At 66.0% G+C, this 26,631-nt stretch carries 23 protein-coding genes and 1 pseudogene; 12 read left to right on the top strand and 12 right to left on the bottom strand.

Annotated elements, in window-relative coordinates:
• The first annotated feature begins 38 nt into the window (after positions 1 to 38).
• The 3 genes from ACNQS7_RS19740 (at position 39) to ACNQS7_RS19730 (ending at position 2,997) form a co-directional block, all read left to right on the top strand.
• On the top strand, positions 39 to 614 hold the full coding sequence (locus ACNQS7_RS19740) for a TetR/AcrR family transcriptional regulator (RefSeq protein WP_418013881.1): 576 nt from the start codon (positions 39 to 41) through the stop codon (positions 612 to 614).
• Positions 615 to 711: 97 nt separating this feature from the next.
• Complete coding sequence (locus ACNQS7_RS19735) at positions 712 to 2,157, top strand: FAD-binding protein (RefSeq protein ID WP_418013880.1); 1,446 nt, start codon at positions 712 to 714, stop codon at positions 2,155 to 2,157.
• 90 nt (positions 2,158 to 2,247) lie between these two features.
• On the top strand, positions 2,248 to 2,997 hold the full coding sequence (locus ACNQS7_RS19730) for an enoyl-CoA hydratase (RefSeq protein ID WP_418013879.1): 750 nt from the start codon (positions 2,248 to 2,250) through the stop codon (positions 2,995 to 2,997).
• A 10-nt stretch (positions 2,998 to 3,007) separates the two neighbouring features.
• On the opposite strand, the gene ACNQS7_RS19725 is transcribed toward ACNQS7_RS19730, so the two are convergent.
• On the bottom strand, positions 3,008 to 3,409 hold the full coding sequence (locus ACNQS7_RS19725) for a YchJ family protein (RefSeq protein WP_418013877.1): 402 nt from the start codon (positions 3,407 to 3,409) through the stop codon (positions 3,008 to 3,010).
• 51 nt (positions 3,410 to 3,460) lie between these two features.
• Between ACNQS7_RS19725 and ACNQS7_RS19720 the strand changes: the two genes are divergently transcribed.
• The 3 genes from ACNQS7_RS19720 to ACNQS7_RS19710 all read left to right on the top strand — a co-directional run bounded on the left by ACNQS7_RS19720 (position 3,461) and on the right by ACNQS7_RS19710 (position 6,816).
• Entirely contained in the window at positions 3,461 to 4,219 is a 759-nt protein-coding gene (locus ACNQS7_RS19720) for an SCO6745 family protein (RefSeq protein WP_418013876.1), read from the top strand.
• Positions 4,220 to 4,365: 146 nt separating this feature from the next.
• Positions 4,366 to 5,253 (top strand): fructose bisphosphate aldolase, encoded by an 888-nt coding sequence (locus ACNQS7_RS19715; RefSeq protein WP_418013875.1) that lies wholly within the window; start codon positions 4,366 to 4,368, stop codon positions 5,251 to 5,253.
• 84 nt (positions 5,254 to 5,337) lie between these two features.
• Positions 5,338 to 6,816, top strand: coding sequence for a PE domain-containing protein (locus tag ACNQS7_RS19710; protein WP_418013874.1), 1,479 nt, complete (start codon positions 5,338 to 5,340; stop codon positions 6,814 to 6,816).
• A 16-nt stretch (positions 6,817 to 6,832) separates the two neighbouring features.
• On the opposite strand, the gene ACNQS7_RS19705 is transcribed toward ACNQS7_RS19710, so the two are convergent.
• Together ACNQS7_RS19705 and ACNQS7_RS19700 are read right to left on the bottom strand one after the other, a co-directional pair.
• Positions 6,833 to 8,044 (bottom strand): thiolase family protein, encoded by a 1,212-nt coding sequence (locus ACNQS7_RS19705; protein WP_418013873.1) that lies wholly within the window; start codon positions 8,042 to 8,044, stop codon positions 6,833 to 6,835.
• Positions 8,045 to 8,072: 28 nt separating this feature from the next.
• Positions 8,073 to 8,471: a Zn-ribbon domain-containing OB-fold protein gene (locus ACNQS7_RS19700; RefSeq protein WP_418016068.1), complete on the bottom strand. Its 399-nt coding sequence runs from the start codon at positions 8,469 to 8,471 to the stop codon at positions 8,073 to 8,075.
• Between the two features lie 127 nt (positions 8,472 to 8,598).
• Here ACNQS7_RS19700 and ACNQS7_RS19695 point away from each other — a divergent pair, with 127 nt between their 5' ends.
• On the top strand, positions 8,599 to 9,987 hold the full coding sequence (locus ACNQS7_RS19695) for an AAA family ATPase (RefSeq protein WP_418013872.1): 1,389 nt from the start codon (positions 8,599 to 8,601) through the stop codon (positions 9,985 to 9,987).
• A 3-nt stretch (positions 9,988 to 9,990) separates the two neighbouring features.
• Here ACNQS7_RS19695 and ACNQS7_RS19690 read toward each other — a convergent pair whose 3' ends face one another.
• On the bottom strand, positions 9,991 to 10,164 hold the full coding sequence (locus ACNQS7_RS19690; protein WP_197419724.1) for a hypothetical protein: 174 nt from the start codon (positions 10,162 to 10,164) through the stop codon (positions 9,991 to 9,993).
• 80 nt (positions 10,165 to 10,244) lie between these two features.
• Here ACNQS7_RS19690 and ACNQS7_RS19685 point away from each other — a divergent pair.
• Together ACNQS7_RS19685 and ACNQS7_RS19680 are read left to right on the top strand one after the other, a co-directional pair.
• Positions 10,245 to 11,720 (top strand): annotated as a pseudogene (locus ACNQS7_RS19685) (amidase).
• An 87-nt stretch (positions 11,721 to 11,807) separates the two neighbouring features.
• Positions 11,808 to 12,911, top strand: a complete 1,104-nt coding sequence (locus tag ACNQS7_RS19680) for a diguanylate cyclase domain-containing protein (RefSeq protein WP_418013870.1) — start codon at positions 11,808 to 11,810, stop codon at positions 12,909 to 12,911.
• Between the two features lies 1 nt (position 12,912).
• Here the strand turns inward: ACNQS7_RS19680 and ACNQS7_RS19675 are convergent, their stop codons facing one another.
• Together ACNQS7_RS19675 and ACNQS7_RS19670 are read right to left on the bottom strand one after the other, a co-directional pair.
• Positions 12,913 to 13,827, bottom strand: coding sequence for a ribonuclease Z (locus ACNQS7_RS19675; protein WP_418013869.1), 915 nt, complete (start codon positions 13,825 to 13,827; stop codon positions 12,913 to 12,915).
• An 18-nt stretch (positions 13,828 to 13,845) separates the two neighbouring features.
• Entirely contained in the window at positions 13,846 to 14,448 is a 603-nt protein-coding gene (locus tag ACNQS7_RS19670) for a TetR/AcrR family transcriptional regulator (protein ID WP_418013868.1), read from the bottom strand.
• Between the two features lie 153 nt (positions 14,449 to 14,601).
• Between ACNQS7_RS19670 and ACNQS7_RS19665 the strand changes: the two genes are divergently transcribed.
• Positions 14,602 to 15,852: a cytochrome P450 gene (locus ACNQS7_RS19665; RefSeq protein WP_418013867.1), complete on the top strand. Its 1,251-nt coding sequence runs from the start codon at positions 14,602 to 14,604 to the stop codon at positions 15,850 to 15,852.
• A gap of 1 nt (position 15,853) precedes the next feature.
• On the opposite strand, the gene ACNQS7_RS19660 is transcribed toward ACNQS7_RS19665, so the two are convergent.
• Complete coding sequence (locus tag ACNQS7_RS19660) at positions 15,854 to 16,390, bottom strand: TetR/AcrR family transcriptional regulator (protein ID WP_418013866.1); 537 nt, start codon at positions 16,388 to 16,390, stop codon at positions 15,854 to 15,856.
• An 88-nt stretch (positions 16,391 to 16,478) separates the two neighbouring features.
• Here ACNQS7_RS19660 and ACNQS7_RS19655 point away from each other — a divergent pair, with 88 nt between their 5' ends.
• Complete coding sequence (locus ACNQS7_RS19655; RefSeq protein WP_418013865.1) at positions 16,479 to 16,865, top strand: hypothetical protein; 387 nt, start codon at positions 16,479 to 16,481, stop codon at positions 16,863 to 16,865.
• A 33-nt stretch (positions 16,866 to 16,898) separates the two neighbouring features.
• Here ACNQS7_RS19655 and ACNQS7_RS19650 read toward each other — a convergent pair whose 3' ends face one another.
• Positions 16,899 to 17,807 (bottom strand): class I SAM-dependent methyltransferase, encoded by a 909-nt coding sequence (locus tag ACNQS7_RS19650; RefSeq protein ID WP_418013864.1) that lies wholly within the window; start codon positions 17,805 to 17,807, stop codon positions 16,899 to 16,901.
• 102 nt (positions 17,808 to 17,909) lie between these two features.
• On the opposite strand from ACNQS7_RS19650, the gene ACNQS7_RS19645 reads away from it, so the two are divergent.
• Complete coding sequence (locus ACNQS7_RS19645) at positions 17,910 to 19,706, top strand: acyl-CoA dehydrogenase (RefSeq protein ID WP_418013863.1); 1,797 nt, start codon at positions 17,910 to 17,912, stop codon at positions 19,704 to 19,706.
• Positions 19,707 to 19,708: 2 nt separating this feature from the next.
• Here the strand turns inward: ACNQS7_RS19645 and ACNQS7_RS19640 are convergent, their stop codons facing one another.
• The 4 genes from ACNQS7_RS19640 to ACNQS7_RS19625 form a co-directional block, all read right to left on the bottom strand.
• Positions 19,709 to 21,040, bottom strand: a complete 1,332-nt coding sequence (locus tag ACNQS7_RS19640; protein WP_418013862.1) for a cytochrome P450 — start codon at positions 21,038 to 21,040, stop codon at positions 19,709 to 19,711.
• Positions 21,037 to 22,389, bottom strand: coding sequence for a hypothetical protein (locus tag ACNQS7_RS19635; protein WP_418013861.1), 1,353 nt, complete (start codon positions 22,387 to 22,389; stop codon positions 21,037 to 21,039). The genes ACNQS7_RS19640 and ACNQS7_RS19635 overlap by 4 nt, the downstream gene beginning before the upstream one ends.
• A gap of 79 nt (positions 22,390 to 22,468) precedes the next feature.
• The gene (locus tag ACNQS7_RS19630; protein ID WP_418013860.1) at positions 22,469 to 23,287 is read right to left on the bottom strand and encodes a thioesterase II family protein; all 819 of its coding nucleotides are present in this window, start codon (positions 23,285 to 23,287) and stop codon (positions 22,469 to 22,471) included.
• A gap of 10 nt (positions 23,288 to 23,297) precedes the next feature.
• Positions 23,298 to 26,213: an RND family transporter gene (locus ACNQS7_RS19625; RefSeq protein WP_418013859.1), complete on the bottom strand. Its 2,916-nt coding sequence runs from the start codon at positions 26,211 to 26,213 to the stop codon at positions 23,298 to 23,300.
• Positions 26,214 to 26,631: the final 418 nt, after the last annotated feature.

Genomic DNA, 26,631 nt, shown 5'->3' with positions numbered 1-26,631 from the left:
GAGCTAAGAAACGCAATCGTTTCTTGGAAGGAATGTGGATGCGCCGACGCCACGGAGCGGAACTGGACGCGGCGATCAGGGAGGCCGTGCTGGGGCTCGTCTGCGAGCACGGCCCCGCCGGGGTATCCATGGAAGCCGTCGCCACCGCCGCCGGCACCAGCAAAGCGGTGCTCTACCGGCGCTGGCCAGACGGCCGGGCCCTGCTGCGGGACACCCTGCTACGCACCGCGGTCGCCGCGATACCGCACCGCGACACGGGTAGCTACCGCCAGGACATGCTGGCCATCCTTCGTGGCTGGGCCGAGCTGTTCACCGGTCCCCGGGCCGCCGTCATTCAGGCCGCAATCGCAGCGGCCGCGAGCGATCCCGAATTCGCCGAGATGTTCCGAGCCGACGTGATCGGCTGGCGCAAGAAGGAGATGGCCGACCTGCTGGCCAGGGGAATCGCCCGCGGCGACGTGCGCGCTGACGTGCCCGTAGAGATCGCCCGGGAGTTGGGGCAGAGCGTTTTGTGGCACCGCCTGCTGGTCACTGGCGATCCGATCGACGACAAGCTGATCGTCCAGCTCGTCGACGAGGTGCTGGTGCCATTCGTCGCACCCCGGAAACCGTGATGGCGACCCCGCCCGGGCGTCACGGTTAGGGCACAGTTCAGCCGCCATCTGCCGGGGCAACCCGGTTCCCTCAATCCCGTGCGCAACCATGCCCGATATGACGCAGCGCCGGGCACAGATCTCGCGGCAGACGTTTCTGCGAGGTGCCGCCGGTGCCCTGGCCGCCGGCGTGGTGTTCGGCACGGGCAGAGCCGGCGCCGATCCGGTCGCGTCCGGCTGGGACGGTCTGTCGACCGCCCTCGGCGGCCAGGTCATGCAACCCGGCAGCGCCCAGTTCGGGGCGGCCAAGCAGGTGTTCAACACCAACTACGCCGACTCGACGCCGGCGGCGGTCGTCGTCCCGAAATCGGCCGCGGACGTGCAGAAGGCGATGGCGTTCGCTGCTGCCAACAAACTCAAGGTCGCCCCCCGCAGTGGCGGGCACTCGTACACCGGCGCCTCGACAGCCAACGGGACCATGGTGCTCGACCTGCGCCAGCTCCCGGGCGACGTCAACTTCGACGCTGCCAGCGGGCTGGTGACCGTGACACCGGCCACCGGTTTGTACGAGGTGCACCAGGCCTTGGCGGCCGTCGGCCGGGGCATCCCGACCGGCACGTGCCCGACGGTCGGTGCCGCGGGCCATGCACTGGGCGGCGGACTGGGCGCCCAGTCCCGCCATGCGGGTTTGCTGTCCGACCAGTTGACCTCGGCGTCGGTGGTGTTGCCCGGTGGGCAGAGCGTCACGGCGTCTGCCTCGAGCAACCCCGACCTGTTCTGGGCACTGCGCGGCGGGGGCGGGGGGAACTTCGGCGTGGCGACCTCCCTGACCTTCGCCACCTTCCCCACCCAAGACGTCGATGCGGTGAACCTGAATTTCGCGCCCCAATCTTTCCCGCAGGTGCTTGTCGGCTGGCAGAACTGGCTGCGTAGCGCAGACCGAAACAGTTGGGCGCTGGCCGACAGCACCACCGACGCGACCGGCACACACTGCCGGATCCTCGCCACCTGCCCGGCCGGTTCGGGAAACAGCGTTGCGGCGGCGATCATCTCGGCGGTCGGCGTACAACCGACCGGCACGGAGAACCACACCTTCAATTACCTTGACCTGGTGCGATACCTGGCCGTCAACAATCTCAACCCGGCGCCGCTCGGATATGTCGGTGGCTCAGACGTTTTCGCGACGATCACACCGGCGGTCGCCCAGGGGATCGCCGCCGCGGTCGACGCCTTCCCCCGCAATGCCGGCCGTATGTTGGCGATCATGCACGCTCTAGACGGCGCGATGGCGACGGTGGCTCCGAACGCCACCGCCTTTCCGTGGCGCCGGCAGTCCGCGCTGGTGCAGTGGTACGTCGAAACCGCCGGGTCCCCGTCGGCCGCGACCAGCTGGCTGAGCACCGCACACCAAGCGGTGCAACAGTATTCCGTCGGCGGTTATGTGAACTACTTGGAGGCCGGCCAGCCGGCGGGACGGTATTTCGGGCAGAATCTGGCCCGGCTGAGCTCCGTGCGTCAGAAGTACGACCCGGGCCGGGTCATGTTCTCCGGCTTGAACTTGTAGCCACCGTCCGTAGTTCAAAATCGATAGAGGAGAAGCGTTGTCGGATAGACATTTTGATACATGTGGTGGCAGTGTCTCGGAGGCCGCAGCATGATCGGCCTCTCGCGTGACGCAGATGTGCTGACGATTCGGATACAGCGCCCGGAACGGCGCAACGCCCTCAACGCCGCGGTGATCGACGAACTCCGGACGACATTCGAAGGTGCCGCCGCCGACGGGGTCAAGGCCATCGTCCTGACCGGCGAGGGCAGCGTCTTCTGCTCCGGCATGGACCTGTCGGGGGCGGAGGCCGCCTCGGCGGAGAACCTCATCGATGAAATGCTGGACAAGGCCATCGCGCTCAACGCGGCAATCGACCACACGCCAGTGCCGGTTGTTGCCGCCATCAACGGACCCGTTATCGGGGCCGGCGTCCAACTCGCCATCATCTGCGACCTCCGCGTGGTGGACCCCAACGCGTATTTCCAACTGCCAGTAGCCAAGTACGGGCTGGCCGCCGACACCTGGACGGTCCGCCGACTCACCTCGCTGGTGGGTTACGGACGGGCCCGCGCCATGCTGATGGCGGCTCAGAAACTCCCAGCCGACGAGGCGTTGCTGTGCGGCATGGCGAACCGGATAGGCACCCTCGAGGACGCTCAGCAGTGGGCGCGCGAAATCGCGGGTCTGGCTCCGCTGTCGCTGCGACACGCCAAGAGGGTGCTCAACGACGACGGCGCCTGGGAGACTGAGAGACCCGTCCACCAAGACATGTTCGAGGCGGCGTGGAAAAGTCAGGACGCCGTGGAAGCGCAGGTTGCCCGCTTCCAGAAGCGGCCGCCCTCGTTCCAGGGCAGGTGATGGCCGGACGTCAGTCCGCCACCTCGCCGTCCAGATACAGCCAGCGGCCCTTCTCGCGAGTAAATCGGCTGCGCTCGTGCAAGATATGGCGCTTGCCCTCACGCACATACTGGGCGCGGAACTCGACCACCCCGGTGGGGTCGTCGTGCCCACCGCCTTCGGTGTCGACGATCTGCAGCCGACGCCACTCGACGTCGTCGTCCACCCGCACTCGCTTGGGCCGCGTCCGGGGATGCCAGCTAGCCCGGAGGTACTCGGCGTCGCCCACGGCAAAGGCGCTGAAGCGGGACCGCATCAGCGCCAGAGCGGTGTCGGCGATTCGGTCACCGGCGTGCAACGGGTGGCAGCAGTCGGCGTAGCTGCCGCCCGAACCGCAGGGGCACCGCTCCTCGCCGTTTTCCTTGACGTCCACAAGGAGATTGTTTCAGGCTGAGAATCGGAGACACCTCGAAGGAGAATCGCGATGACCGACACCGGCATAGCCGAAGCCGCCCGCGCGGCGGGGGACCCGATCCAGCAGGCTGTGGCAGTTTTCATGCTGCACCCCGAGACATTCGCCGAGAGCATCGCGGCCGGCTACCGGAACCCGCTGGCCGGCTACGTCGCCGGCCGCGGCGGGGTGCTGGGCGACGTCAGCGGCGAGACGGTCAGTGCCGCGTTCGTCGTGTTCGAGCCGAAATCACTGGGCGCCCTGTGGGAGGAAGGTGTGGCGGTGCGCGGCGCGGCCGGCGCGGCCGAGTTGTACTGGCAACAGACCGCTGACTTCGGCCGCAAGTATCTGGGCGGGTCCCCGGAGCTGCAGCGCCTGGCCGAACTGGGAGAAAAGATCATCACCGCGACGCCGGGTACGGGACTGCCACTGTATGCGGGATGGCGCGTGATGCCACTGGCCGATGACGCCCCGGCGCGGGCGCTGCAGGTGATGTTCGTCCTGCGTGAATTGCGGGCGGCGGTTCATTTCGACGTCCTCACCGAATCAGGTATCACCCCCGTGCAAGCGCACATGCTCAACAAGGGCCCGGAGTACACGAAGATGTTCGCCTGGCCGGAGCCGTACGACGACGGCTCCGAGAAGAAAGACCGCTACGCCGAGGTCGAGGACACGACCAACCGCCGCATGGCGGACATCTTCGCGGCCGCCCTCGACCACGGAGAGGCTGACGAACTGGCGCGGTTGAGCACCGACGCCCTGGCGACCATGAAGGCGAGTCTTGCGGGCTGACAAACCTGCCGCGGAGGTGGACGGGCAAGCAATCGCCCGCTGGCCTGGGGCGCGATCGGGGCGATTATGGTCGTTTTGATAGTGGTCCTTCCGCAACGCCCGGGCCGTCACCCAGGCCAGACGGAAGATCACCAGGAGGGAGCGCTGTGAATCAAGAGCAACGCAACGCGATGGCGTCGCGGCCCGGCTTTATCGCCGCGCTGGATCAAAGTGGCGGAAGCAGCCCGAAAGCGCTGAAGCTGTATGGGATTTCGGAAGACGCGTACGACAGCGACGAGAAGATGTTCGACCTGATCCACCAGATGCGGGAACGCATCATGTCGAGTCCGAGCTTTACCGGCGAGCGGGTCCTGGCCACCATCCTCTTCGAACAGACCATGGACCGGACCATCGAGGGTCAGGACACGGCGGCGTTTCTGTGGGAGCAGAAGCGCGTCGTGCCATTCGTGAAGGTCGACCAGGGTCTCGCCGACGCCGACAACGGCGTCCAGCTGATGAAGCCCATGACGAAGCTCGATTCCCTGCTGGACCGCGCCGTCGAGCACAGGATCTTCGGCACCAAGATGCGTTCGTTCATCCAGGAGCCGAACGACCAGGGAATCAAGGCGATCGTCGACCAACAGTTCGACTACGCGTACCGCATCCTCGAACGTGGACTGATGCCGATCATCGAGCCCGAGGTGAGCATCAAAAGCCCCGACAAGCCCAAGGCCGACAGCCTGCTGCTGGCCGCGCTGAGCGCGAAACTCGATGAGGTGCCCGGGGATTCGCAGGTGATGCTCAAGCTGACATTGCCCACCGAAGACAACCTCTACACGCCGCTGATCGAGCATCCACGGGTGTTGCGGGTGGTGGCCCTGTCCGGCGGCTACAGCCTGGCGGAGAGTTGCGAGATCCTGGCGCGCAATCACGGCCTCATCGCAAGCTTCTCGCGCGCCCTGACCGAGGGCTTGATGGTCGACCAGACCGAAGCCGAGTTCGACGCCAAGCTCGGTTCGAACATCGAGCAGATCTACGCGGCGTCCGTCACCTAGGCCCGTCCGGAGTTCTCCCACGCGAGAGGGTGCCGTCCCACTACAGTCGAATTGCCTGGACGGCAGTCGGTGGGGGTGGTGATTATGTCGTTCGTCGTGGCGGCGCCGCAGCAGGTAGCGGCGGCAGCTCTGGATCTGGCGGGAATCCGTTCGGTGCTGGCCGAGGCGACGTCCGCGGTCGCGGCGCCGACAAGTGCGGTGGTGCCCGCAGCCGCGGATGAGGTATCGGCCGCGATCGCAACGGTATTCGCCGATTTCGGTGCGGAATTCCAAGCCGTCAACGTTCGAGTGCACGCGTTCCACGCGGAGTTCGTCAGTATGTTGAACGCAGCCGCGGAAGCTTATCTCAGCACCGAGATCGCCAACGCCGAGAGCGCTTCCCCGTTGCTTTACGGCCCGACCGGGACCGGTCTGACCGGAATTGCCGGCGGCCTCGGCAATGTCGGTGGCGCGTATCAGAGGCTCTATGCGAACACCGCCGCAAACTTGCAGACTCTCAACGCGGTGTGGTCCGCCAACCCCGCGCCGCTCCTGCGACAGTTCATCACCAACCAGATGGCCTACGCGCACACGATCGCCGCGGACATCCGATATGTGTTCCAGAACCTGCCGGCCGTGCTGGCCGATCTGCCGGCGAATATCCGGGCGGCCATCCAGGCGTTTGTGACCTTCAATCCGGCACCCTACCTACAGCAGTTCGTCGCCAACCAGATCGCTTACGCCCAGATCATCGGCACGTCTCTGCAACACGCAGCCACCGACTTCGTCGCCGGCCTGCAGGGGCTACCGGCAGCCTTCCAGTCGGCGGGCCAGGCACTCATGGCGGGCGACATCGGTGGTGCCGTCAGCGATATCGCGACGGGCTTCGGAAACCTGTTCATCACCGGCGTCGACGTCACCAGCACCGGCGATCCCCTGAGTCCGCCCGGTCTCACCGCCACCGTCACCCCGGCGGGTTCGGTAGGGGCCCTGTTACCTATCCTCGCCATTCCGGGAATGATGGCTCAGAACTTCACCAACCTGCTGCCGGCCGGCTCCATCCCGGCGCAGATCTCCCAGAACTTCACCAACGTCGTCAACACGGTGACGGACACGTCGATCACCGCGGACGCACTGATCTCGATCCGGCTCCTTCCTCCGTCTGTGAACGTCTCTCTCGCAGCGACGTTCGGGCTTCCGGTGACGCTTCTTGTCGACGCGTTGGGCGCGCCGATCAATACGTTGATCGCGATCGACTCCAGCTTCACGACGTTCGGTGACGCGGTGCGCACCGGCGACTGGGCCGGGGCGGCCGCCGCGGTGATCGACGCGCCCGCCGTCATCGCCGACGGCTTCCTCAACGGGCAGACCGCGCTCCCAATCGGTTTCGACATCAGCGGTTACCCCACCGTCATCAACCTGCCGCTGAACGGAATTCTCGTGCCCAACACCGGGTACACCGCGTCGTTGAGCGGGCTGCCGATTGTCGGATCACTCACCGTTCCCGTGGCGGGGACGCCGCTCAGCGGCCTGGTCACCGGCTTGTACAACGCGTCCCAACTGCTGGCGTCGCAGATCGCCTAGCGCGCCGTAAGGTGGCCTAGACCGCGGCCTTCTCCAGCACATGAACGCCGCACGCCGAGCCCAGGCCGATCACATGAGCCAGGCCGACCTTGGCGCCGTCGATCTGACGGTCACCGGCCTCGCCGCGCAGGTGGTGGCAGATTTCCCAGATGTTGGCGATGCCGGTGGCCGCGATGGGGTGGCCCTTGGACTGCAGCCCGCCGGACACATTGACCGGCGTCGCGCCGTCGCGCCAGGTGGCGCCCGAGTTGAAAAAGTCTGCGGCGCCGCCCTCTTCACACAACATCAAGTTGTCGTAGTGCACCAGCTCCGCGGTGGCGAAACAGTCGTGCAGCTCGACCAGGTCGAGATCGCGGGGGCCGATGCCGGCCTGCTCATAGGCGGTCGCGGCGGCGTTGCGGGTCAGCGTGTTGACGTTCGGCAAGACCTGGCAGCCCTCTTCGTAGGGGTCGGTGGTCAGCACTGACGCCGACACCTTCACCGCCCGCCGGCGTTGTTCCAGTGAAAGCGATTTCAACGTCTCACCGTTGCACACAACCGCAGCCGCGGCACCGTCGCAGTTGGCCGAGCACATCGGGCGGGTGTTCGGGTAAGCGATCATCACGTCTTTCATGATCTGCTCGAGAGTGAACCTCTTCTGGTATGCCGCAAGCGGATTGAGCGTCGAATGTGCATGGTTCTTCTCGCTGATACGGGCGAACAACTCAAAGCTCGTGCCACCGTACTTGTGCCCGTATTCGGTACCGATCTGAGCGAACACCCCCGGCATGGCCTCGGTGCCGATCCGCCCGTCGACCGGTGCGACCGCGCCGTAGCGCCCCTTCGGCTCCCACACGTCGGCGTCGGATTTCTTTCTGCCACCCCCTCCGAGTAGCCCTGCGCCCGATAACTTTTCGACGCCGACAGCCATCCCGTACGCGACCTCGCCGGCTTTGACGGCCATGATCGCGGTGCGCAGCGCGGTGGCACCGGTGGCGCAGGCGTTCGCCACGTTGTACACCGGGATGCCGGTCTGGCCGATCTGCTTTTGCAGCTGTTGTCCGATACCGGCATTGGCGGCCATCAGGTTCCCGGCCGCGATGACGCCGATGTCAGCCATCGTCACTCCGGCATCGGACAGCGCCCCCATCGCGGCCTCGGCGGCCAGGTCGACGGTGTCGAGGTCGGAGTGCTTGCCGAACTTGGTCATTCGGATGCCGAGGATCCAGATGTCGTCGCTGGCGCTCATCGCTGCTGCTCCTCTTCGAATCGGTCGATCACTCGGCGGGCTCGAAGCCGAAGCCGATCGCCTCGGTACCTTCGGAGTCGGTACCGATCGGGAAGGTGGCCAGTCGGACTTTCATCCCGTCCCGCACGTGTTCGGGGTCGGGCTCGACATTGACGAGGTTGGCCCGGACCTGGGTGCCGTCGCAGTCAACGACCGACGCGACGAACGGGGTCGGGATTCCCGGCGCGGCGAAGGTGACGATGGTGAATGTCCGCACGGTGCCTTCGGTCGAGACGGGAACGCTGGTGAAGTCGGTCGCGAAGCAGCCGGCGCAGGCGTTGCGGCGATCGAAGAATCGGGCGCCACAATGGGTGCACTCCCGGGCTACGAGGTGCGGGTCTCCGTCGTCGAGCACCAGATAGTCGACTAAGGGGATCTGCCCGGGCATCCGAACCTCCGTCGCGTCGTCGGCCACCTTGAATCCTCGCACGGCCGGTGCGGAAAAGCAGTTGACCCCTGCTGCGCCGGGTGCGATGGTGGACCGCTGCTCACCAACCGACAACCACCACAAGGCGATGACTCTCACCAATGACCAACTGACCGACCTGACCGCCGGGATGACCGGCGGCGTTGCCGCGCACCGTCGAACGATCGATGACGTCGGTGTCTGGCTGGACGGCCTGGACTACGGGGTGCGCCCCGCCCTGCGTGCGCTCGGTGAGTTGCTCGTCGGCGTCGCCGAACGCGAAAGTGCGGAGAACGCCGAACGATTCACCGCGCGCTGCCTGTGCGTGCCGGATTGTGGTTACCTCCTCGATGAGGAACGCGGGCTCAATCCGGTGTCCCGGCTGACCACCGCTCTGGCATTGGCTGAGTGGATCGAGGAGCACTCGGCCGTGTGCGAGGTCGGTCCGGGTGAGTGCGCCTACCCGCCGAAGTGGACGCAGACCGAGATCGGCGACCAGCGCTACCGGCACCCGCTGTGTCTGCGTGTGCACTTCCCGGCCGGCTCCCTGTTGAAGGGCGCCGGATGCGTACTGCACATCGAGGCACGCGACGGCATCATGCATTCGCCCGAAGTGAGCGCCTTCGTCACGCCGGACAACCAGGCCCACGCCCGCGCGGTCCTGGATCGTCTGGCTCAGCGCGCCAACGAGTTGAACCCGTACCGTGGCCGCGCGGTGCGCGCCACCAACAACCACGGACTCAGCTTCGCGGTCATCGATCTGCCTTCGACGGTCACCCGCGAAACCGTCATCGTCCCCGACCAGGTGTGGACCGAGGTCGACCTCGGAGTCACCGCCGTGCGCGACCGGCACGAAGCGCTCCGTGCACACGGCTTGGGAGCACGGCGCGGAGTGCTCCTGTGCGGACCACCTGGCACGGGTAAATCGGCTGTGAGCGCGGTGGTGGCTCGTGAAGTCGTCGGCGAATTCACGGTGATTTACGTCGAGGCCAAAGCGGGTGAGGACTTGCTGACCGCGGTGGTGGAGGAAGCCCAGCGGCTGGGCGGTCCGGTGCTGATCGTCCTCGAGGACGTCGACCTATGGTGCCGCAGCCGTGGGTCCGGTGACGCTGGACTGTCGGAATTGTTGCAGGCCATGGACATCGAGGCCGATGCCCGCATCCTGACGCTGGCCTCCACCAACGATGCGGCGACGTTGGACAAGGCCGCCATCCGCACCGGGCGCTTCGATTCTGTCGTCGAGGTCGGCTATCCCAGTCGCACCGACGCGGCGAGGATTCTGGTGGCGCTGATCCGCGGCATCCCCGGCGGCCGCGACGTCGACACGTCCGCGGTCGTCGCCGCGTTGCCCGAGCGGACCAGCGGTAGCGACATCCGCGAAGTCGTTCGCCGGGCAGTGCTGGCCGGTGACGGCGAAACCATCGATACCGCAACATTGTTGGCGGAAATCGGCAACGGCCGCTACCGGGCCGTCGTGCCGGCCGGACTTTACCTGTAGCGGCTAACGCGTGGTCTCGTCGGCGACGTCGTCGCCCGATTGCTGAGCAGCAGGCGCGTCGGGATCACCGTCCTGGTGTTCCAGTCGGTCTTCCTCCACGCGCTGCGCGGGCGTCGTCTCGCGCGCGTCCTCCGGCACCGGCGCGGCAGAGCTGTCGTCTTGCTGGTCGGGATTCATCCAGTCAGGATCGCCGCATTGACGGGTTCCGAAACCCGCGCGGCTTACCCAAAGGCGGCTCCGGCGCATACGGTCGAGCCATGAACTTTGAGGAGTACCGGACCTATGACGCCACCGGGCTGGCGAAACTGGTCGCCGACAAGGAGGTGTCCCCGGCCGAGCTGCTCACGCTCGCCCGGGAGCAGGCCGCGGCCGTCAACCCGCGGATCAACGCAATCGTGCACGATGTTCCGGCCGCGCCTGGTGACCAGCTGCAAGGCCCGTTCGCCGGTGTCCCCTTCCTGATCAAGGACCTCGCCCAGGACTACGCGGGCCTACCGAGTTCGCAGGGATCCCGCGCCCTGATGAACACGCCCGTCGCCGAACACTCGACCATCGTGCAGCGCTGGATCGACGCCGGTCTGGTCATCTTCGGCAAGACCAACCTCCCGGAGTTCGGGGCGAAGGGGATCACCGAATCGGAGGCGTGGGGTCCGGCGCGCAATCCGTGGGACCTGCAGCGAACACCCGGCGGATCCTCGGGAGGGTCGGCCGCGGCCGTCGCCGCCGGCATCGTGCCGTGTGCGGGCGCCAACGACGGTGGTGGGTCGATTCGTATCCCGGCGGCCTGCTGCGGCCTGGTCGGTCTCAAACCAGGTCGTGGGCTCACCCCGATGGGACCGACCACCAGCGAGTCCATGCACGGCGCGGCAGTGCAGGGTGTCGTGTCACGGACCGTGCGGGACACCGCGGCAATGCTGGACGTCATCTGCGGCGGCGAGCCGTCCGGGCCCTACGTGCCCGCGCTGCCCGCCGCCCCATTCGCGGCCGCGGTGGGCCAGGACCCTGGAAAACTCCGGATCGGGGTGCGGGTGCCGTCGGCGATCACTCCGGAGCCCCACCCGGAAGCATTTGCCGCCGTCGAGGCGACGGTGCGTGCCCTGACCGAGCTCGGACACCACGTCGAGGAACTGCCGCAGGCACCGTACGACGACGCCGCCCTGGCCCGCGACTTCCTACTCACCTGGTTCGTCCATCTCGCCTGGGACGTCGACGCGGCCAAACGTCTGACCGGTGCGGGCAACGACGCGTTCGAGCGCGACACGCTGATCATGGCGGCCGTGGGTCGCGCAACGAGCAGCATCTCCTACGTGGACGCCGTGTAAAGGCGTCACGAGCACACCCTCCGGTTGACCCGATTCTTCGAGTCGTACGACCTGCTGCTGACCCCAACCCTGGCCACGCCACCGCCGAAGATCGGCGAATTCGATCTACCGGCCGTATTGCAACGGGCATCTGACGCGCTGATCAAGACGCGCACCGCCGGTCTGCTGCGTCATACCAAAATCGTCGACGACCTGGTCGAGAAGAACCTGGGCTGGGTGCCGTACACCCAACTGGCCAACCTGACCGGCCGCCCCGCGATCTCACTGCCGCTGCACTGGACCGCCGACGGTCTGCCGCTGGGCGTCCAATTCGTGGCACCGCTGGGTGGTGAGTCCCTGTTGATCAGCCTGGCGGCGCAACTCGAACAGGCTGTGCCGTGGTCCGAACGGGTGGCTCCCGGATTGGGGTAGTCGCCAACGCGACCGCTATCAGCAATAATCTGCGGGTCGGCCTCGGGGCAGGGGATGTGGCGGGCCGGCACCTTGACTCTGATATCGGTGGTGGCAATTAAGCGTCGACTCGGGATCTTCAGCCGGTGGCAGCGGGCGGACCAGTTCGACTGGCTCTCTGGCTACCTGGCTGCGCGCGGCATCAGTGGCGCCACCCGGGCCCTGATGGCCTTCATCTCGACGTCGCTGGTGTTGTGTCTGCTGGTCCTGTTGTTCGGCTCGGACGGCCCGCGGGGTGCGGTGCCGGTCGCCATGACCTGGGCTGCCGTCGCCGGTGGGACCGCAGGGGCGTTGCTTTGGGTCTGGCGGTGGCCGACCCGGGCACAGTCGGTGGCCTACGGCCTGACGTGCAACATCGCCGTCGCGCTGGCGTGTCTTGCGCACCCGAAGCCGCTGCCGGCGTTGATCGGATGCATCGCCTTCGCCACCTTCGGCGCGTACATGGCCTTCTTCCACACGACCGGATTCGTGCTGTACAACTTCGCGGTGGCCGCCGCTGTCGGCCTCTTCGAGGCCGGCCGGTTGGCCAAGGCGGGACACCCATCCCTCGCCGTGGTCGATTTGTGGCTGGTGGTCGAGGTCAACATCGCGTTGCCGTTGGCCATCGGGGTCCTGGTCCGCGCCCTGGCCGGAGACCTCCTTCGCGCCGACCGCGACCCGCTGACCGGCCTGCTGAACCGGCGTGCGTTCGCACACAACGCATTGGGGATGATGCTGGCGCGCCGGGGTATCGATGCCCACCTGGTGGTGTTGGTGGTCGATCTGGACAACTTCAAAGGTCTCAATGACAACCGCGGTCATGCCGCCGGCGACTATGCGCTCGTTCAGGTCGGACAGGCGCTGCTGGCCGCCGCTGAGGAACAGGCGGTGGTGGCCCGCAGCGGCGGCGAGGAATTTCTGCTCGCCGGCACGGCCACTGATTGCAACGCCGAGCAGCTGGCCAAACAGATATGCAATGCCATCGCAGGCTCGACAGTGGGAGTCACGGCCAGCGTCGGCACCGCCTGCGCCCGCCTCGACGAGACGACAGCCGGTGAACATCAGGCACTGCTGATCGACCTCATCACCGCTTCCGATGCCGCGATGTATCAAGCAAAGAGGCTGGGCGGCAATGGCTTTCACCACCACGCGCTGTGCGGTGAACAGCGCTGACCTACAGCCGTTCGGGTACCTGTATCCGGGCCAGATCCTCGGCGATGACGAGGTCGCCGTCGAACACCTCCGCTGCCTCGTCATGGTGTTCCCGGGTGCTGGTGTAGCGCTGAGAGAAATGGGTGAGCACCAGCCGTCGCACGCCACATTCAGCCGCGACCCGCGCGGCCTGCCGCGCCGTGAGGTGCCCGTAGCGCGCGGCCAGGTCCGAGTCCCGACTCAGAAACGTCGCCTCGATCACCAGTAGGTCAACGCCGTCGGCCAGGGCATAGACCGCGTCGCACAACCGGGTGTCCATCACGAAGGCGAATCGTTGGCCCGGGCGTGCCTCGCTGACTTCCGACAGGTCGACCGTCCGCCCGCCCCAGTCGATGGAACCGGCCGCATGCAGTTGGCCGACCGCCGGACCGTCGAGCCTGAAGCGCTCCAAGAGCTCGGGCACGAATCTACGACCGTCGGGCTCGATGAGCCGATAGCCGATCGCATCGGTGGAATGCTCGAGCCGCCGCGCTTCCAGCACCCCGAAATCCCCCGCCGCCACCGGACCGTCGACGGCGACGGGCTGTGCGTAGATGTCGGCACGGTCATGAAAGACGCAGGCGTGATGCAGGCGGGCGAAGTACTGCTGGCCCGATGCGGGGAAATAGGCGTGCACCCGGTGCTGGGCCTCGTCCAGGGACAGGCGCTGGATGATCCCCGGGACGCCGAGGCAATGATCACCGTGAAAATGGGTGACGCACAACCGCGTCACGCTGCTCATCGCAACGCCGGCCAGCAGCATCTGGCGTTGAGTGCCCTCCCCGGGGTCGAACATCAGTCCTTCGCCGTCCCAGCGCAACAGGTATCCGTTCTGGTTGCGGTACCGGGTGGGCGCTTGGCTGGCGGTGCCCAGCACGATCAGTTCGCGGGCGGACATGACGCTAAACCGGGTTATTCACAGCGTCGCCGCCGCTCCGAGTGAGGTGGCGGTCAGCGTCGCGACGATGCTGTCCTCGTCGGTGTCGATGTCCCCGTGCAGCCAGCCGATGATGAGCTCGGTCGTCCCGGCGACCAGCGCCCGGGTGGCCAGCACCCGGTCGACCCCGGGTCTGGGGTCCCCGCTGAAGGCGATCGCATGAACGGCCATGTACTCACTGAAGTCACGCACCGCGCGCTGCTGGCGTTCGCGAAGCCGCGGATACGCCGGGCATTCCATGTACAACCGTGCGTCGGCGGGATCGGAGGCCAGGGTGTGCACGACAACCCGCACCGTGCGCGCGACGCGCTCGGCGAGCGGGGCAGTGGCCAGCACGTCCTCCATCTGCGCGTACAACCGCCCGAACAGTTCTTCGGCGCATGCGTCGAGCAGGTCGTCTTTGGTGGTGAACTCGGTATAGAAGTACCGCTTGCTGAGATTCGCCCGCTGGGCGACAAGATCGACGGTCAGGGGCGCCACGCCGGACTCGGCGATCAGCGCACGGGCCGCCTCCACCAGGCGTGCGCGGCGGCCCTGGGAGCGCTGCTCAGGGCTCAGTCCGCCATAGGTACGGCCGGTCATAACGACATCTTGACCCATTCGCGGGCGCAGGCATAATCTAGAACGATAGCGTTCCACATAGTACGAGGTGCTGCCGTGGCTGTTGACCCGCCCCGATCGTCGTCCACCTGCAGACGCTGACATCCCCTGTTACCTGCACCCTGAGGAGACACAATGAGCACCCCGATCATGGACAAGGCCGCACGGGTTCTGGCCGACCCATCGGCCTACAGCGACGAGAAGCGATTGCACGAGGCGCTGACTCACCTGCGGGCACACGCTCCGGTGTCCTGGGTCGACGTGGCGGGGTACCGGCCGTTCTGGGCGATCACCAAGCACGCCGACGTGATGGCGATCGAGCGCCAGAACGACCTGTTCACCAACCATCCCCGCCCGCTGCTGATGGTCACCGAGTTGGAAGAGAAGCTGCTCGCGGACCAGGAAGCGGGAATCGGCCTGCGCACCCTGATCCACATGGACGACCCTCATCACCGCGACATGCGCAAGATCGGGGTCGACTGGTTTCGCCCAAAGGCCATGCGGGCCCTGAAAACCCGCTGCGACGAACTGGCCAGGATCTACGTCGACAAGATGCTCGAGCGCGGACCGGAGCTGGATTTCGTGCAAGAGATCGCGGTGAATTACCCGCTGTACGTGATCCTTTCGCTGCTCGGCCTGCCGGAGTCGGACTTCCCTCGAATGCTCAAGCTGACTCAGGAGATGTTCGGCGGTGATGACACCGAACTGCGCCGCGGCGAGGTCAACACCGACGTCCTTGCGACACTGCTGGACTTCTTCAACTACTTCTCCGCGTTGACCGCATCACGCCGGGAGCATCCGACCGAGGACCTGGCATCAGCGATCGCCAACGCCACCATCAACGGCGAGCCGCTGTCCGACATGGACACCATCTCCTACTACGTGATCGTGGCCAGCGCCGGCCACGACACCACCAGCGCCGCAATTTCCGGCGGACTGCTGGCCCTGCTGGAGAACCCCGGCGAGCTCCGGCGACTACAGCAGGACAATGGCCTGATGGGTACCGCGGTCGAGGAGATGATCCGCTGGGTGGTGCCGGTCAAGGAGTTCATGCGCACCGCGCAGGCCGACACCGAAGTGCGCGGTGTGCCGATCGAAAAGGGCGAATCCGTGCTGCTGTCTTACGTTTCGGCCAACCGGGACGAAGAGGTGTTCACCGACCCGTTCCGGTTTGATGTCGGACGCGACCCCAATAAGCATCTGTCGTTCGGACACGGTGTGCATTTCTGCCTGGGAGCCGCGCTGGCTCGCCTGGAGATGAACAGCTTCTTCTCCGAACTCATACCGCGCATCAAATCCATTGAGATGGCCGATGATCCGCAATTGATAGCCACGACCTTCGTCGGCGGTCCCAAGCACCTGCCGATTCGGTACACGCTGAGCTGAATCAGCGGGCGCCCAGCACTTTGGCGGCGCGGTCAGCTGCGGCCGGCCCGGCGAGTTGCCGCAGAAGCAGCATCCCGTCGATGAGTGCGAGGCTCGCCTCGGCTTCGGCACGCCGCCGCTTCGTGGTACCGGTGAAGAACTCGGCCAGCCAGGTGATCCAGCCTTCGGTCAGCGGAGCGGCGAGATCGTGGTACGGCGCCACGCCAGCGGCGGCCAGACCGCAAACTTCGAAGTAGACCGCGAAGAGCGGATCGAACTCGTCTTGGGCCAATACCCGGAAGGCGGTTCGGGCCAGCTGGCGGTGGCCGTCGGCGGGCTCGACGAGTGCCTGAGCCAGGGTCTGCTGAAGCCTGTTGCCGATATCCAAGAGGACGTCGGTGACCAGGGTGGCCTTGCTGGGAAAGTAGTAGACGATCATGCGGTCACTGGTACCAAGGTGTTTGGCCAAGCCGCCGAAGGTCAGCGAGCTGAGCCCCTGTCTCATTGCCATGGCGACGGCGCCGTCGAGGATCTGTTCGCGCGTGTATTTGTGCCCCATTTGGCCTTGATTGTAGTCGCAACTACAGGTTAGATCTGTTTGTAGTAACCACTACAAACGAAAGGTCGGGTCACCGATGACCGCAATCATGACAAGCAATCAACACCCCGCCGCCGCCGCGATGTCCGTCATACGGATGTTCGCCGGTGGAATCTCCTGGGCTTCACCAGCACTGAGCTCGCGGGTGTTTGGACTCGGCAAATTGCCCGAGGGCGCCAGCGTCGGACTTGTCACGCGGCTCTTCGGTGTGCGGGACCTGGTCTTGGGTGCTGCCCTGCATTACCCGGAACCAGCCGTACACAAGGCGGCGCTGCAGGCCGGGCTTGTCTGTGACGCGGCCGACGTCGCCGCATCGCTGATCGCCCTGCGAGCCGGAGCGCCGAAGACAACGCTGCTCGGCGCGTCCGCCGGTGCCGGGCTATTTGTGGCGCTGGGCGCTATCGCGCTGCGAGCCGCGCCGCCGAGTGCGAATTAGGCGACGGTGAATCGGCGTGTCGCGTCGTGAGATTCACACTCGGCCGCCGTAGACCGCCGTGAGGTATCCCGATGCGTCCCCGAAGGCCGCCAGCTCGTCGTCGGGCACGTTGAATCCGTGTGCGGCATAGGACTGTTCGGTATTGCGGACGTCGACTTGCCAGCCATGTCCGGCCAGGTAGGCCGCGGCGGTGTTGCGTTCACCGGTGTAGAACAACTGCGCGAGATCGATATTGGAGCCGATTCGGCGCGACCGTTCCGTCAGCTTCTGCGCCCAATCCGGCGGGATGCTGCCGAAGTCCATGTGTTCGGTCGCGATCCGGCTTCCGGCTGCCGACAGAGCGGAGATGTTGTCGAACAGGCGGTCCTGCGCCTCCGGCGGCAGGTAGACCAGCAGCCCCTCGGCGATCCATGCCGTCGGTTCGCCGGCGTCGAATCCCTTGTCGCGCAGAGCGGACGGCCAGTCCCCACGCAGGTCGGTCGACACCGTGCGACGCTCCGCGGTGGGCTCGGCTCCGAGGTCTGCCAGCGTGCGTGTCTTGAATTCGATGACCTCCGGCTGGTCGATTTCGTAGACCGCGGTGCCGGACGGCCAGGGCAGCCGGTAGGCCCGGGTGTCCAGTCCGGAGGCCAGAATCACGACTTGCCGGATCCCGGAGCCGGTGGCCTCGATGAAGAAGTCGTCGAAGAAGCGGGTGCGCACGGTGATCTGCTCGTTCATGGCCTGTCTGTTCAACAGTGGATCGTCGGTGCCGTCGATCTCGCCGTCGATGAGCTTGACGAAGGTGTCGACGCCAACCGCACGGACCAGCGGATCGGCCCATGGGTCGTTGAGCAGTGCGTCCGGGCCGACGGAGGCGACGGCCCGCGACGCGGCGACCGCCGTGGCGGTCGCGCCCACACTCGAAGCCAGGTTCCACGTGTCATTGTCGGTTCGGGCCACAGCCCCGCTCCTCCCCGCGGACAGCGCCGCTTAGTTAGCTTATATAAGTTCTTCGTTCCACCGTACGCTCACAGGTGAAGCAACACGGAAGGGCAAACGACCATGGCGTCCAATCTGCTATCCCGGCGCGATCTCGATTTCCTGCTTTTCGAGTGGCTGGGGGTGGAAGACCTGCCGAAGCGGGATCGCTTCGCCGAGCATTCCCGGGAGACGTTCTCAGCGCTGCTGGATCTGTGCGAAGACCTCGCTACCCGCTACTTCGCGCCGCACAACAAGAAGAACGACGCCCAGGAGCCGACGTTCGACGGCGAGAAGGTCACCGTGATCCCCGAAGTGAAGGAGGCGTTGGACGCGTTCGCCAAGGCCGACCTGCTGGCGATGAGCATGGACGACACGCTGGGCGGATGGCAGTTGCCCACCGTCGTGGCCGGCGCCGGACTCGTGTGGTTCCACGCCGCCAATGTGGCCACGGCCGGCTACGTCCTGCTGAGTCTGGCGAATGCCAACCTGCTGGCGCACTACGGCACGCCCGAGCAGATCGAGCGATTCGTCAAGCCGACCCTGGCCGGCCGCTTCACCGGCACCATGTGTCTGTCTGAGCCGCAAGCGGGTTCGTCGCTGGCCGACATCACCACCCGGGCCGAACCACAGGACGACGGCAGCTATCGCCTGTTCGGTTCCAAGATGTGGATTTCCGGCGGCGATCACGAATTGTCGGAGAACATCGTGCATCTGGTGCTGGCCAAGATCGCCGGCGCGCCAGCGGGTACCCGCGGGATCTCGTTGTTCATCGTCCCGAAGTTCCTGGTGGAGGACGACGGAGTGGTCGGCGAACGCAACGATGTCGTGCTGGCGGGCCTCAACCACAAGATGGGATACCGCGGAATAACCAATACCGCGCTGAATTTCGGTGAAGGCAGACATCAGCCCGGCGGCCGGCCGGGCGCGGTCGGTTACCTGGTCGGCGAACCGCACCGCGGCCTCTCCTACATGTTCCACATGATGAATGAGGCGCGGCTCGGTGTCGGGCTGGGCGCGATCGCGCTGGGCTACACCGGCTATCTGAAGGCCCTGCAATATGCGCGGGAGCGCCCGCAGGGGCGGCCGGTGACCGGCAAGGACCCTGCCACGCCTCAGGTGCCGATCATCGAGCATCCCGACGTCAAGCGAATGCTGTTGGCGCAGAAGTCGTACGTCGAGGGCGCGCTGGCGCTGGCCCTCTACTGCGCTCGTCTCGTCGATATCCAGAGCAGCCCGGAGTCGGCCGCCGAAGCGGAGTCCGCTGGGCTGCTGCTGGACATCCTGACGCCGGTCGCGAAGAGCTGGCCGTCGCAGTGGTGTCTGGAAGCCAACAGCCTCGCGATCCAGGTGCACGGCGGCTACGGGTACACGCGCGAATACGATGTGGAGCAACACTACCGCGACAATCGGCTCAACCCGATCCATGAAGGAACGCATGGTATTCAGAGCCTGGACCTGTTGGGCCGCAAGGTAACTCAACGCGGCGGCGCCAGCCTGGTGGAGTTGACCAAAACCGTTGCCGCGACCGTGTCACGCGCCGGCGCGATTTCCGGCGAGGTCGCTGCGATGGCGAAACAACTCGACGAGGCGTGGCAGCGTCTGGTCAGTGTCACGGCCTCGATGTTCGCGGCGGGCGACGTCGATGCCGCGCTGGCAAACAGCGCGGTGTATCTAGAGGCCTTCGGCCACCTGGTCATCGCGTGGGCCTGGCTGGAGCAGGCCGTCGCCGCGCACGGCCGTTCCGGCGACTTCTATGACGGCAAGCGATCCGCGGCCCGCTACTTCTTCAACTACGAATTACCCCGGACCGGAACGCAACTGGATCTTCTCCAGAGACTGGACCGCACCACGCTGGAGATGCGGGACAGCTGGTTCTGACACTAGGCGGCCGCGCGACGGTGCACGATGACACGCCCTCCGCCGCTCGGCAGAAATCCCAGGCCACCGGTCCGCATCGTCTCTTCGGCCGTGGCGGCAGGATGGATCTCCATGTGGCGCAGCACCGTTCGCAACACGACGTCCATCTCCATCTTGGCGAATGCCGCCCCCGCGCAGCGCCGCGTTCCGCCGCCGAATGGAATCCAGGCGAAAGGCGACGGTTTGCCCTGGATGTAGCGCTGCGGATCAAACCGCTCGGGCTCCGGAAACGCCTCGGAGTCGTTGTGGCATGCGGAGATGCTGACGACGACGGAGTACCCGGGCGGGACGGTGTTCGGTCCCAGTTCGAACGCAGAGCCACGGACCCGGCGGCCGGAGAAATCGATGACCGAGCGGGTGCGCTGCACTTCGTATATCGTCGCGTGACGCAGGGTGCTGTCAGCCGTTTCGGCCTCGGCGACCAGCGCCGAAAGGACCTCAGGCTGGCGACTGAGCCGCTCGAACGCCCAAGCCAGGGTGGTGGCGGTGGTCTCGTGTCCGGCGACGAGCAGAGTGAGTAGGTCATCACGGATGTCCTTGCGGGACATGACCGAACCGTCTTCGTATGAGCTGGCGAGCATCATCGAGAGGATGTCGGTGTGTTCCGCCGATTCCGGCCGCTGCCGCGCCTTGTCGATCAGGCGATCGATGACAGTGTCGTACCTGCGTCGCCACGTCGCCAAACGGCCCCACGGCGTGAAACGGCCGTAGGTCCGCCGCGGCATCGGCAGTGTCGAAAGGCGCGATCCGAGTTTCGCCCACGGCACGATCACCCGCCGCAGTTCCTCGAAGTCGTCGCCTTCGGCCCCGAACACCGCTCGCAGGATGACGTTGAGCGTGATCCCCTTCATCGCCGGCAGGGTGGCGAATTCCGTTCCCTGTGGCCAGTTCTGAATCTCGCGCAGCGTCTCCTGCTCGACGATCCGCTCAAAGTTCTTCATGTTGGCGGCATGGAAGGGTTGCGCCAGCAGCTTACGACGGCGCCGGTGCTCGGTGCCCTCCAGGCCGAAGACGGAACCCGAACCCAGCAGGCGGCTCAGGTTGGGCTCGATAGCGCCGAGGTTGTCGCCCCGGCTCATGAAAACCTGCTTTGCCAAGCTCGGCTCGGCCACCACCACCAAACGTCCGAACACCGGCAGGTGCAGCGTGAATGCGCCACCGTAGCGGCGAGTGAGCCACTGCGTGGTCTGCCGCCGGGCGGTGAAGAATGCGAGGCCCTGTAGCGCCCTGGGAACGATCCGGGGTGGACCCGGCGGCAGTCCGGCCGCCGGAACGGCGTTGACAACGTTCGTCATTCGACCACCCCTTCGAGGCCGAACTCACCGAGGGTGCGAGACACCAGGTCGCGCAACATCGGCTTCGAATTGCTGACCCCGGCCTGGTACGCGCCGACGGTGATGCACATCTTGCCGCCCAGTCGCAGGAACCACAGCGACAGTTCGCCGTGGGCGCGCTCGAGGTCTCCCCGCAGCACCCGCTGGATCACGCCGCGCCCGAAGGCGAATTCGGCCGGTGTGCCGTCGGGGCAGCCGGCCATGGCGGCCAGCTCACCGAGACTCGAGGAAGCCACGGGCAGATCACCGAAGGCGAACTCGGCCTCGGCCGCCTGCTTGAGCACCCGCCTGGGAATAAACGGCACCAGCGGCGCGAGCGGGAGGGTGGGCGAGGCCTGTTCGGGACTCTCCCGAAGTGTCTCGAATGTCTTCCTGATGGCCGCGCGGGTTTGCGTCAGGTCAACCGTCACCAGGGACGGGTCGATACCGACGCTGACGAACGACAGAGTATTGGCCCGGGTGTCCTGTTCGGTGCGGTCGCTGAGCGGCACCTGCAGGGCGACGGCCCCGTCACCGCTCCGTCGGCGCCCCAGTCGCTCCCCGAGTTTCGCCGCCAGCCCGGCAGCCAGATGGTGACTGGTGCCGCCGAGCGCCTCCGCGCGAGCATCCCAATCCTCGACATCGATATGGATGACGACCGCGGGCACCGCTACGTGCTCGTCGGGTTCAAGGCCGCCAGCGTTGTGCCGCTGGGCGATTGGATCTGGTGCGGCGCCGTGTCTCCGTTGACGTGACAATCGGACGGCGGCACGGAGGGCACGTGCGGCTCCCGGGACGTCCTGGATCGTCTGGCGGGCGTCGTGCCTGAGTGCTCGGAGCCGGGGCCGCGAGCACGGGGGCGGATAACCGAGCTCGCGCCGGTTGCCTGCGGCCGCGTCCGCGATCGCGCGAACCACTCCGAGACCGTCGATCAGGCAGTGTGAGGCGACCAAACTCACCACCGTCGTCCCGTCCGTCAGTTGGACGATGCCGAGATGCCAACCCGGGCCACGCTCCGGGTCAACTCGCAGCCGGGCGCGATTGTCGATCCAGTCCCCGAGTTCCGCTCGCGGGCGGGCGCATTCGTCGATATCGAGGGCGGCCGGCCATCTGTCCCGCACCCATCGGTCGCGTGCGAAGGGTATCGGCGACCGCTCGATGCGGCGGCCCAGTAGCCCATAGCCGAGGTTGTGGTGGAAGCGCCGCAGACCCTCCAGGTTGATGGGGTGTTCGTACAGCCACACGCATTGGACGACGGCATCGCGGTCCATCGCGCGCAGGGTGCAGAACATGGCCTGGTCCGCCGGTGAGAGCTGATTGTCCTGTGCCACTGCGGTGGTCGGTGAGCTGCCGGCTCGGTCTGGAGCTGTCTGAACTCGCACTGGTGAAGTCTCCGATCGGTCTCTGTGCTCACACGTCGGTGATGACGCGGTTAGCGGCGGTATTGGTGTGTTCGTTGATGAAGAAGTGGCCACCGTCGAAGAGGGACATCCCGAAGGAACCGTTGGTGTGGTGCGCCCAGCGCCGCAACGACCCGGCGTCGACGCGATTGTCACTGCGGCCGCCGAAGGCGTGGATGTCCGCACGGATACGCACCCGGTCGCTGCACTCGTAGCGGTTGAGCGCCTGGTAGTCGCAACGAGCGGCTTCGGCCATCAACTGCGCGAACTCCTCGTCAGCCAACAGGCGCGGGTCGGTACCGCCCAAGCGGGCCAGGTCGGCGAGGAGTTCGCTTGTGCTGGTCGGCAGTTCGGGCAGCGCTGCCACCGACGAGGGCACCGGACCGGCAGACACCCAGAGCTTGTGCACGGCGATTCGATGCTTCTCGGCGATCCGGGCGAACTCGAAGGCGACGACTGCGCCCATGCTGTGCCCGAACAACCGCAGCGGCGCCGCACGGTGCCATGGCCCGGCCTGGAACAGTTCACTCGCCAGGTCGTGAATTGTCTCGGGCGCAGGATGATTGAGCCGCTCCGCCCGTCGTGGGTACTGCACGACGAAGGTGTCGCCACCAGCTGCGAGGGCCTTCGCCAAGGTCCGGTAACTGGAAGCGGCCGCCCCGGCGTGTGGGAAGACCACGATGGCGCCGTGTTGGCTCCGCCCGGCCGGACCGGACTGGCGTTTGATCCAGGGGGCGAAATCACCTGCGGGACGCGGACGTTGAATGAAGCTCCCGCTGCTGCGCGGCGTCGGATCGGCCGCCCGGCCGAATCGGTTGTGGTTGACCATTCGTATCCTCCTACGTGCGTTGCGTTTCTGCTCGAAGTGCGTTGGCCGTCGAAACTGACTTCTCCTGCGGCGGCGGCCTGGAGGGCCACCAATTGCCGCTATCCATCAGCACCGCCAGGGCCGGCACGGTGACGGTGCGAACCAGGAAGGTGTCGAGCAGGAGGCCGGCCCCGATGACGAAGCCCGCTTGGACCATGGTGCTGATGCTGCCGAACAGCATGCCGAACATCGACGCGGCGAATATCAGTCCCGCCGAGGTGATCACGCCACCTGTGGTACCAACGGTGCGTATCACGCCGGATCGCAGTCCCCGCGGCGACTCGTCGCGAATCCGGGAGATCAACAGCAGGTTGTAGTCCGCGCCGACGGCGACGAGCACGATGAACGCCATGCCGGGGACGCTCCAGGCCAGGTCCTGACCGCCGATCAACTGGAAGGCGATGACGCCGATACCCAGCGCGGACAGATACGAAATCACCACGGTGGCAATTAGATACAGCGGCGCGACGATCGCTCGCAGCAGCACTGCCAGGATGAGGAAGACGATCGCGATAGTCATGACGACGATGAACCGCAGGTCGTGGTTGTAGTAGTCGCGCATTTCGGTGTAGATCGGCGTCATGCCCGTCATGGCGATCGATGCGTCTGAGAGCGAGGTATTGGACTGCGCGCTTCGCGCCGTATCGGCGATCGCTGTGGTCTGATCCATCGCCTTGCTGTCGAACGGCTCCAGCTTCGACTGCACCAAGTAGCGCACGGAATGACCGTCGGGGGAGACGAACGCCGATGCCATTGCCTGGAAATCGGCGCTGTTCATCGCCTGCTGCGGAACATAGAAACCGGACATGCCGGGTTGTGAAGCATTGTTTTTCATGGAAAGTAACAGCTCGGATGCCTCGGCCAGACTGCCGCCGAGTTGCTTGGTCTGGTCGGTCAGGGCGCGCACACCGGCGGCGATTCGCTGGCTGCCGTTCGCCAGGGCGTTGGCGCCCTGCTCGAGGCCGCCGAGCTGCTGCTGCAGTTGAGTCGGGTTGAGAGCCCGCAGGGTCTGCACGGCACTGCCTAGCAGGGTCCGTAGTTGCTGTGTCGGCACCCCTCGACCAAAATTGTTGTCGCGGCTGGCAACCAGCCGCTGCAGCTGCGCGCGCGCATTGCTGCAGAGCTGGTCGGTGCCACCTGCGGGGCTCGCCTCGAGACCGTTGAGGACTGAGTCGGCGCGCGCCAGAACGGCGTTGACATCGCTGGGCGGCCGCGAACCGCTGAGCTGCTCCTGCATCCGGGTGAGTTCACCGAGCAGGCCGGAGATGCGACCGATCGCCTGACTCACCTGGTTGTGCACGGCGGTGAGCTGGTCGGCCAGCTGACGCGCGCCCGAGGTCAGTGCGTCGAGGTCGCCGCCGGCGCCGGCGATGCGGCTGGATGCGTCCGACAGCCGCCGGCCGATCTCTCCGGCCTGCCAACTCAATTTGGCCTGTTCGAGCGGTTCACCGGTCGGGCGGGTGACGCCGCGGACCATCTCGATGTCTGACAGCTGACTGACCCGCTGAGCCATCTGCTCCAGGTCAGCCAGAGCCTTCGTGTCGCGCAGATCGTGCGGGGACCGGACGAAGATGTACTGCGGTGTGATGGAACTCGGCGGAAAGTGCCGGTCCATGGCGGCGTAGCCGATGTTGCTCTGCGCTGACGGCGGCAGGGTGGTGCGCGCGTCATAATTCGAACGCAGCAGGGGTACGCAGGCCGCCAAAGCGGCCAGGACAAGCAGGCTGCCGACCAGATGGGCCACCGGCCGCCGAACGATGTGAATGCCGGAGCGCCGCCACAAACGGCTGGTGTGGTCGCGCCTCGGGGCCGCCCAGCCGCGGCGCCCGGCAAGCACCAGTAGTGCCGGCAGGAGCGTCATCGCAGCCAGAAACGCAATGGAGATCGAAATCGCCAGCGCGGGACCCACCGTCGAAAAAACCTGCAGCCGGGTGAAAGTCATGGCGAGGAAGGTGACCGCGACCGTGGCCGCCGACGCCGCGACCACCTTTCCGATGCTGGTGATCGCCGCTGTCACGGCGGCATCCGAGGCCATACCGCGCCGTACATTCTCGTGATAGCGACTGATGAGAAAGACCGCGTAATCCACGCCGGCACCGACCATCATCGCCGTCATGAAGACGACGGTCTGTTGGGAGATACCCAGGCCGACGCCGGCTAATCCCGACACCACCTGCTGAGCCGACACCAGCGACACCCCGATGGTCAGCAATGGCAGCAGCATCGTGACGACGTTGCGGTACACCACGAACAGGATCAACAACACCATGGCGATGGTGGTGATCTCGATCACCCGCATGTCGCGCTCCCCGATATCGGCGAGCTCGGACACAGTGGCCGCGATTCCGGTCATGTTCGCGGTAAGCGTCGACCCGCCGACCGTTTCCCGGGCGGTCTCGGCGATCCGCGAATACGCCTCATTCGATCGCGGCGATCCCAACTGTCCCGCCACACCTACCGGAATGAACCAGGCTTTGCGGTCTTTGCTGGTCATCACGTCGCGCAGGGCCGGCGTCGCGATGAAATCGTGCACGCTCGCCACGTCGCGCGCGTCGTTTCGCAGCCTGTCCACCAAACTGCGGTAGACGCCCTCGTCGGCCGGCTTGAGGCCCTGCTCATCAGTGAGAACCACCAAAGCCATGTTCTGCGAATCCGGTTCGCGGAACGCGGCCGTCATCTGCCTGCTCGCGACCATCACGGGGGCATCGCGCGGCAGGATCTCTTCAGTGCGCTCCCGGATCACCTGTGTCAGCGGCGACAGCGTGACCGACAGGACAGCCGCCAGCGCCACCCAGAAGACCACGCATGCCCACGGCCAACGCACCACCAGGCGCGCAAGTCGGGGGAATATGCCTGTGGTCTGGAAACGACCACCGAATGAGCACACCCATTCCAGACTACGCGGTCGCGCGAAGTGCACCGGTTCGGCAATTGCGCACGTGCCGAACTGAAATCGAAACACATTGTGCCGCAGTATTAATGAAGATGCGACGCGCACCGAAGCTGCACCGGGACCGCATGGCGACAAGTACGCACAGCGCCCAACTCGATACGAATCCTATGAATTCGGCCGTAGGCGTTTACGGCGGGTAGGTTGGGGAATCAGTGACGGGACCGTTCACTAAGCGCAGATCGCGCCATGGTCCTGCCGGGCCGGACGGCGGCCACTGGGGTCCGCCGTCGTGACTTGCTGGCCTGGCCGGTGAGGGCACCGGCCAAACCTGAATAGCCGCAGCTGATCGCCGGAAAGATGTTCGTTCAGCTGATCTTTGGAGGGAGAATCCTTTGGCGACGCAGTATGTCGA

Origin of the sequence: Mycobacterium sp. 23 (genome assembly GCF_048287075.1) — a bacterium.
In the GTDB taxonomy this organism is placed as follows: Bacteria; Actinomycetota; Actinomycetes; order Mycobacteriales; family Mycobacteriaceae; genus Mycobacterium; species Mycobacterium gordonae_B.
Note: the sequence above shows the minus strand (reverse complement) of the source record. Positions and strands in the feature narration are given on the sequence as shown.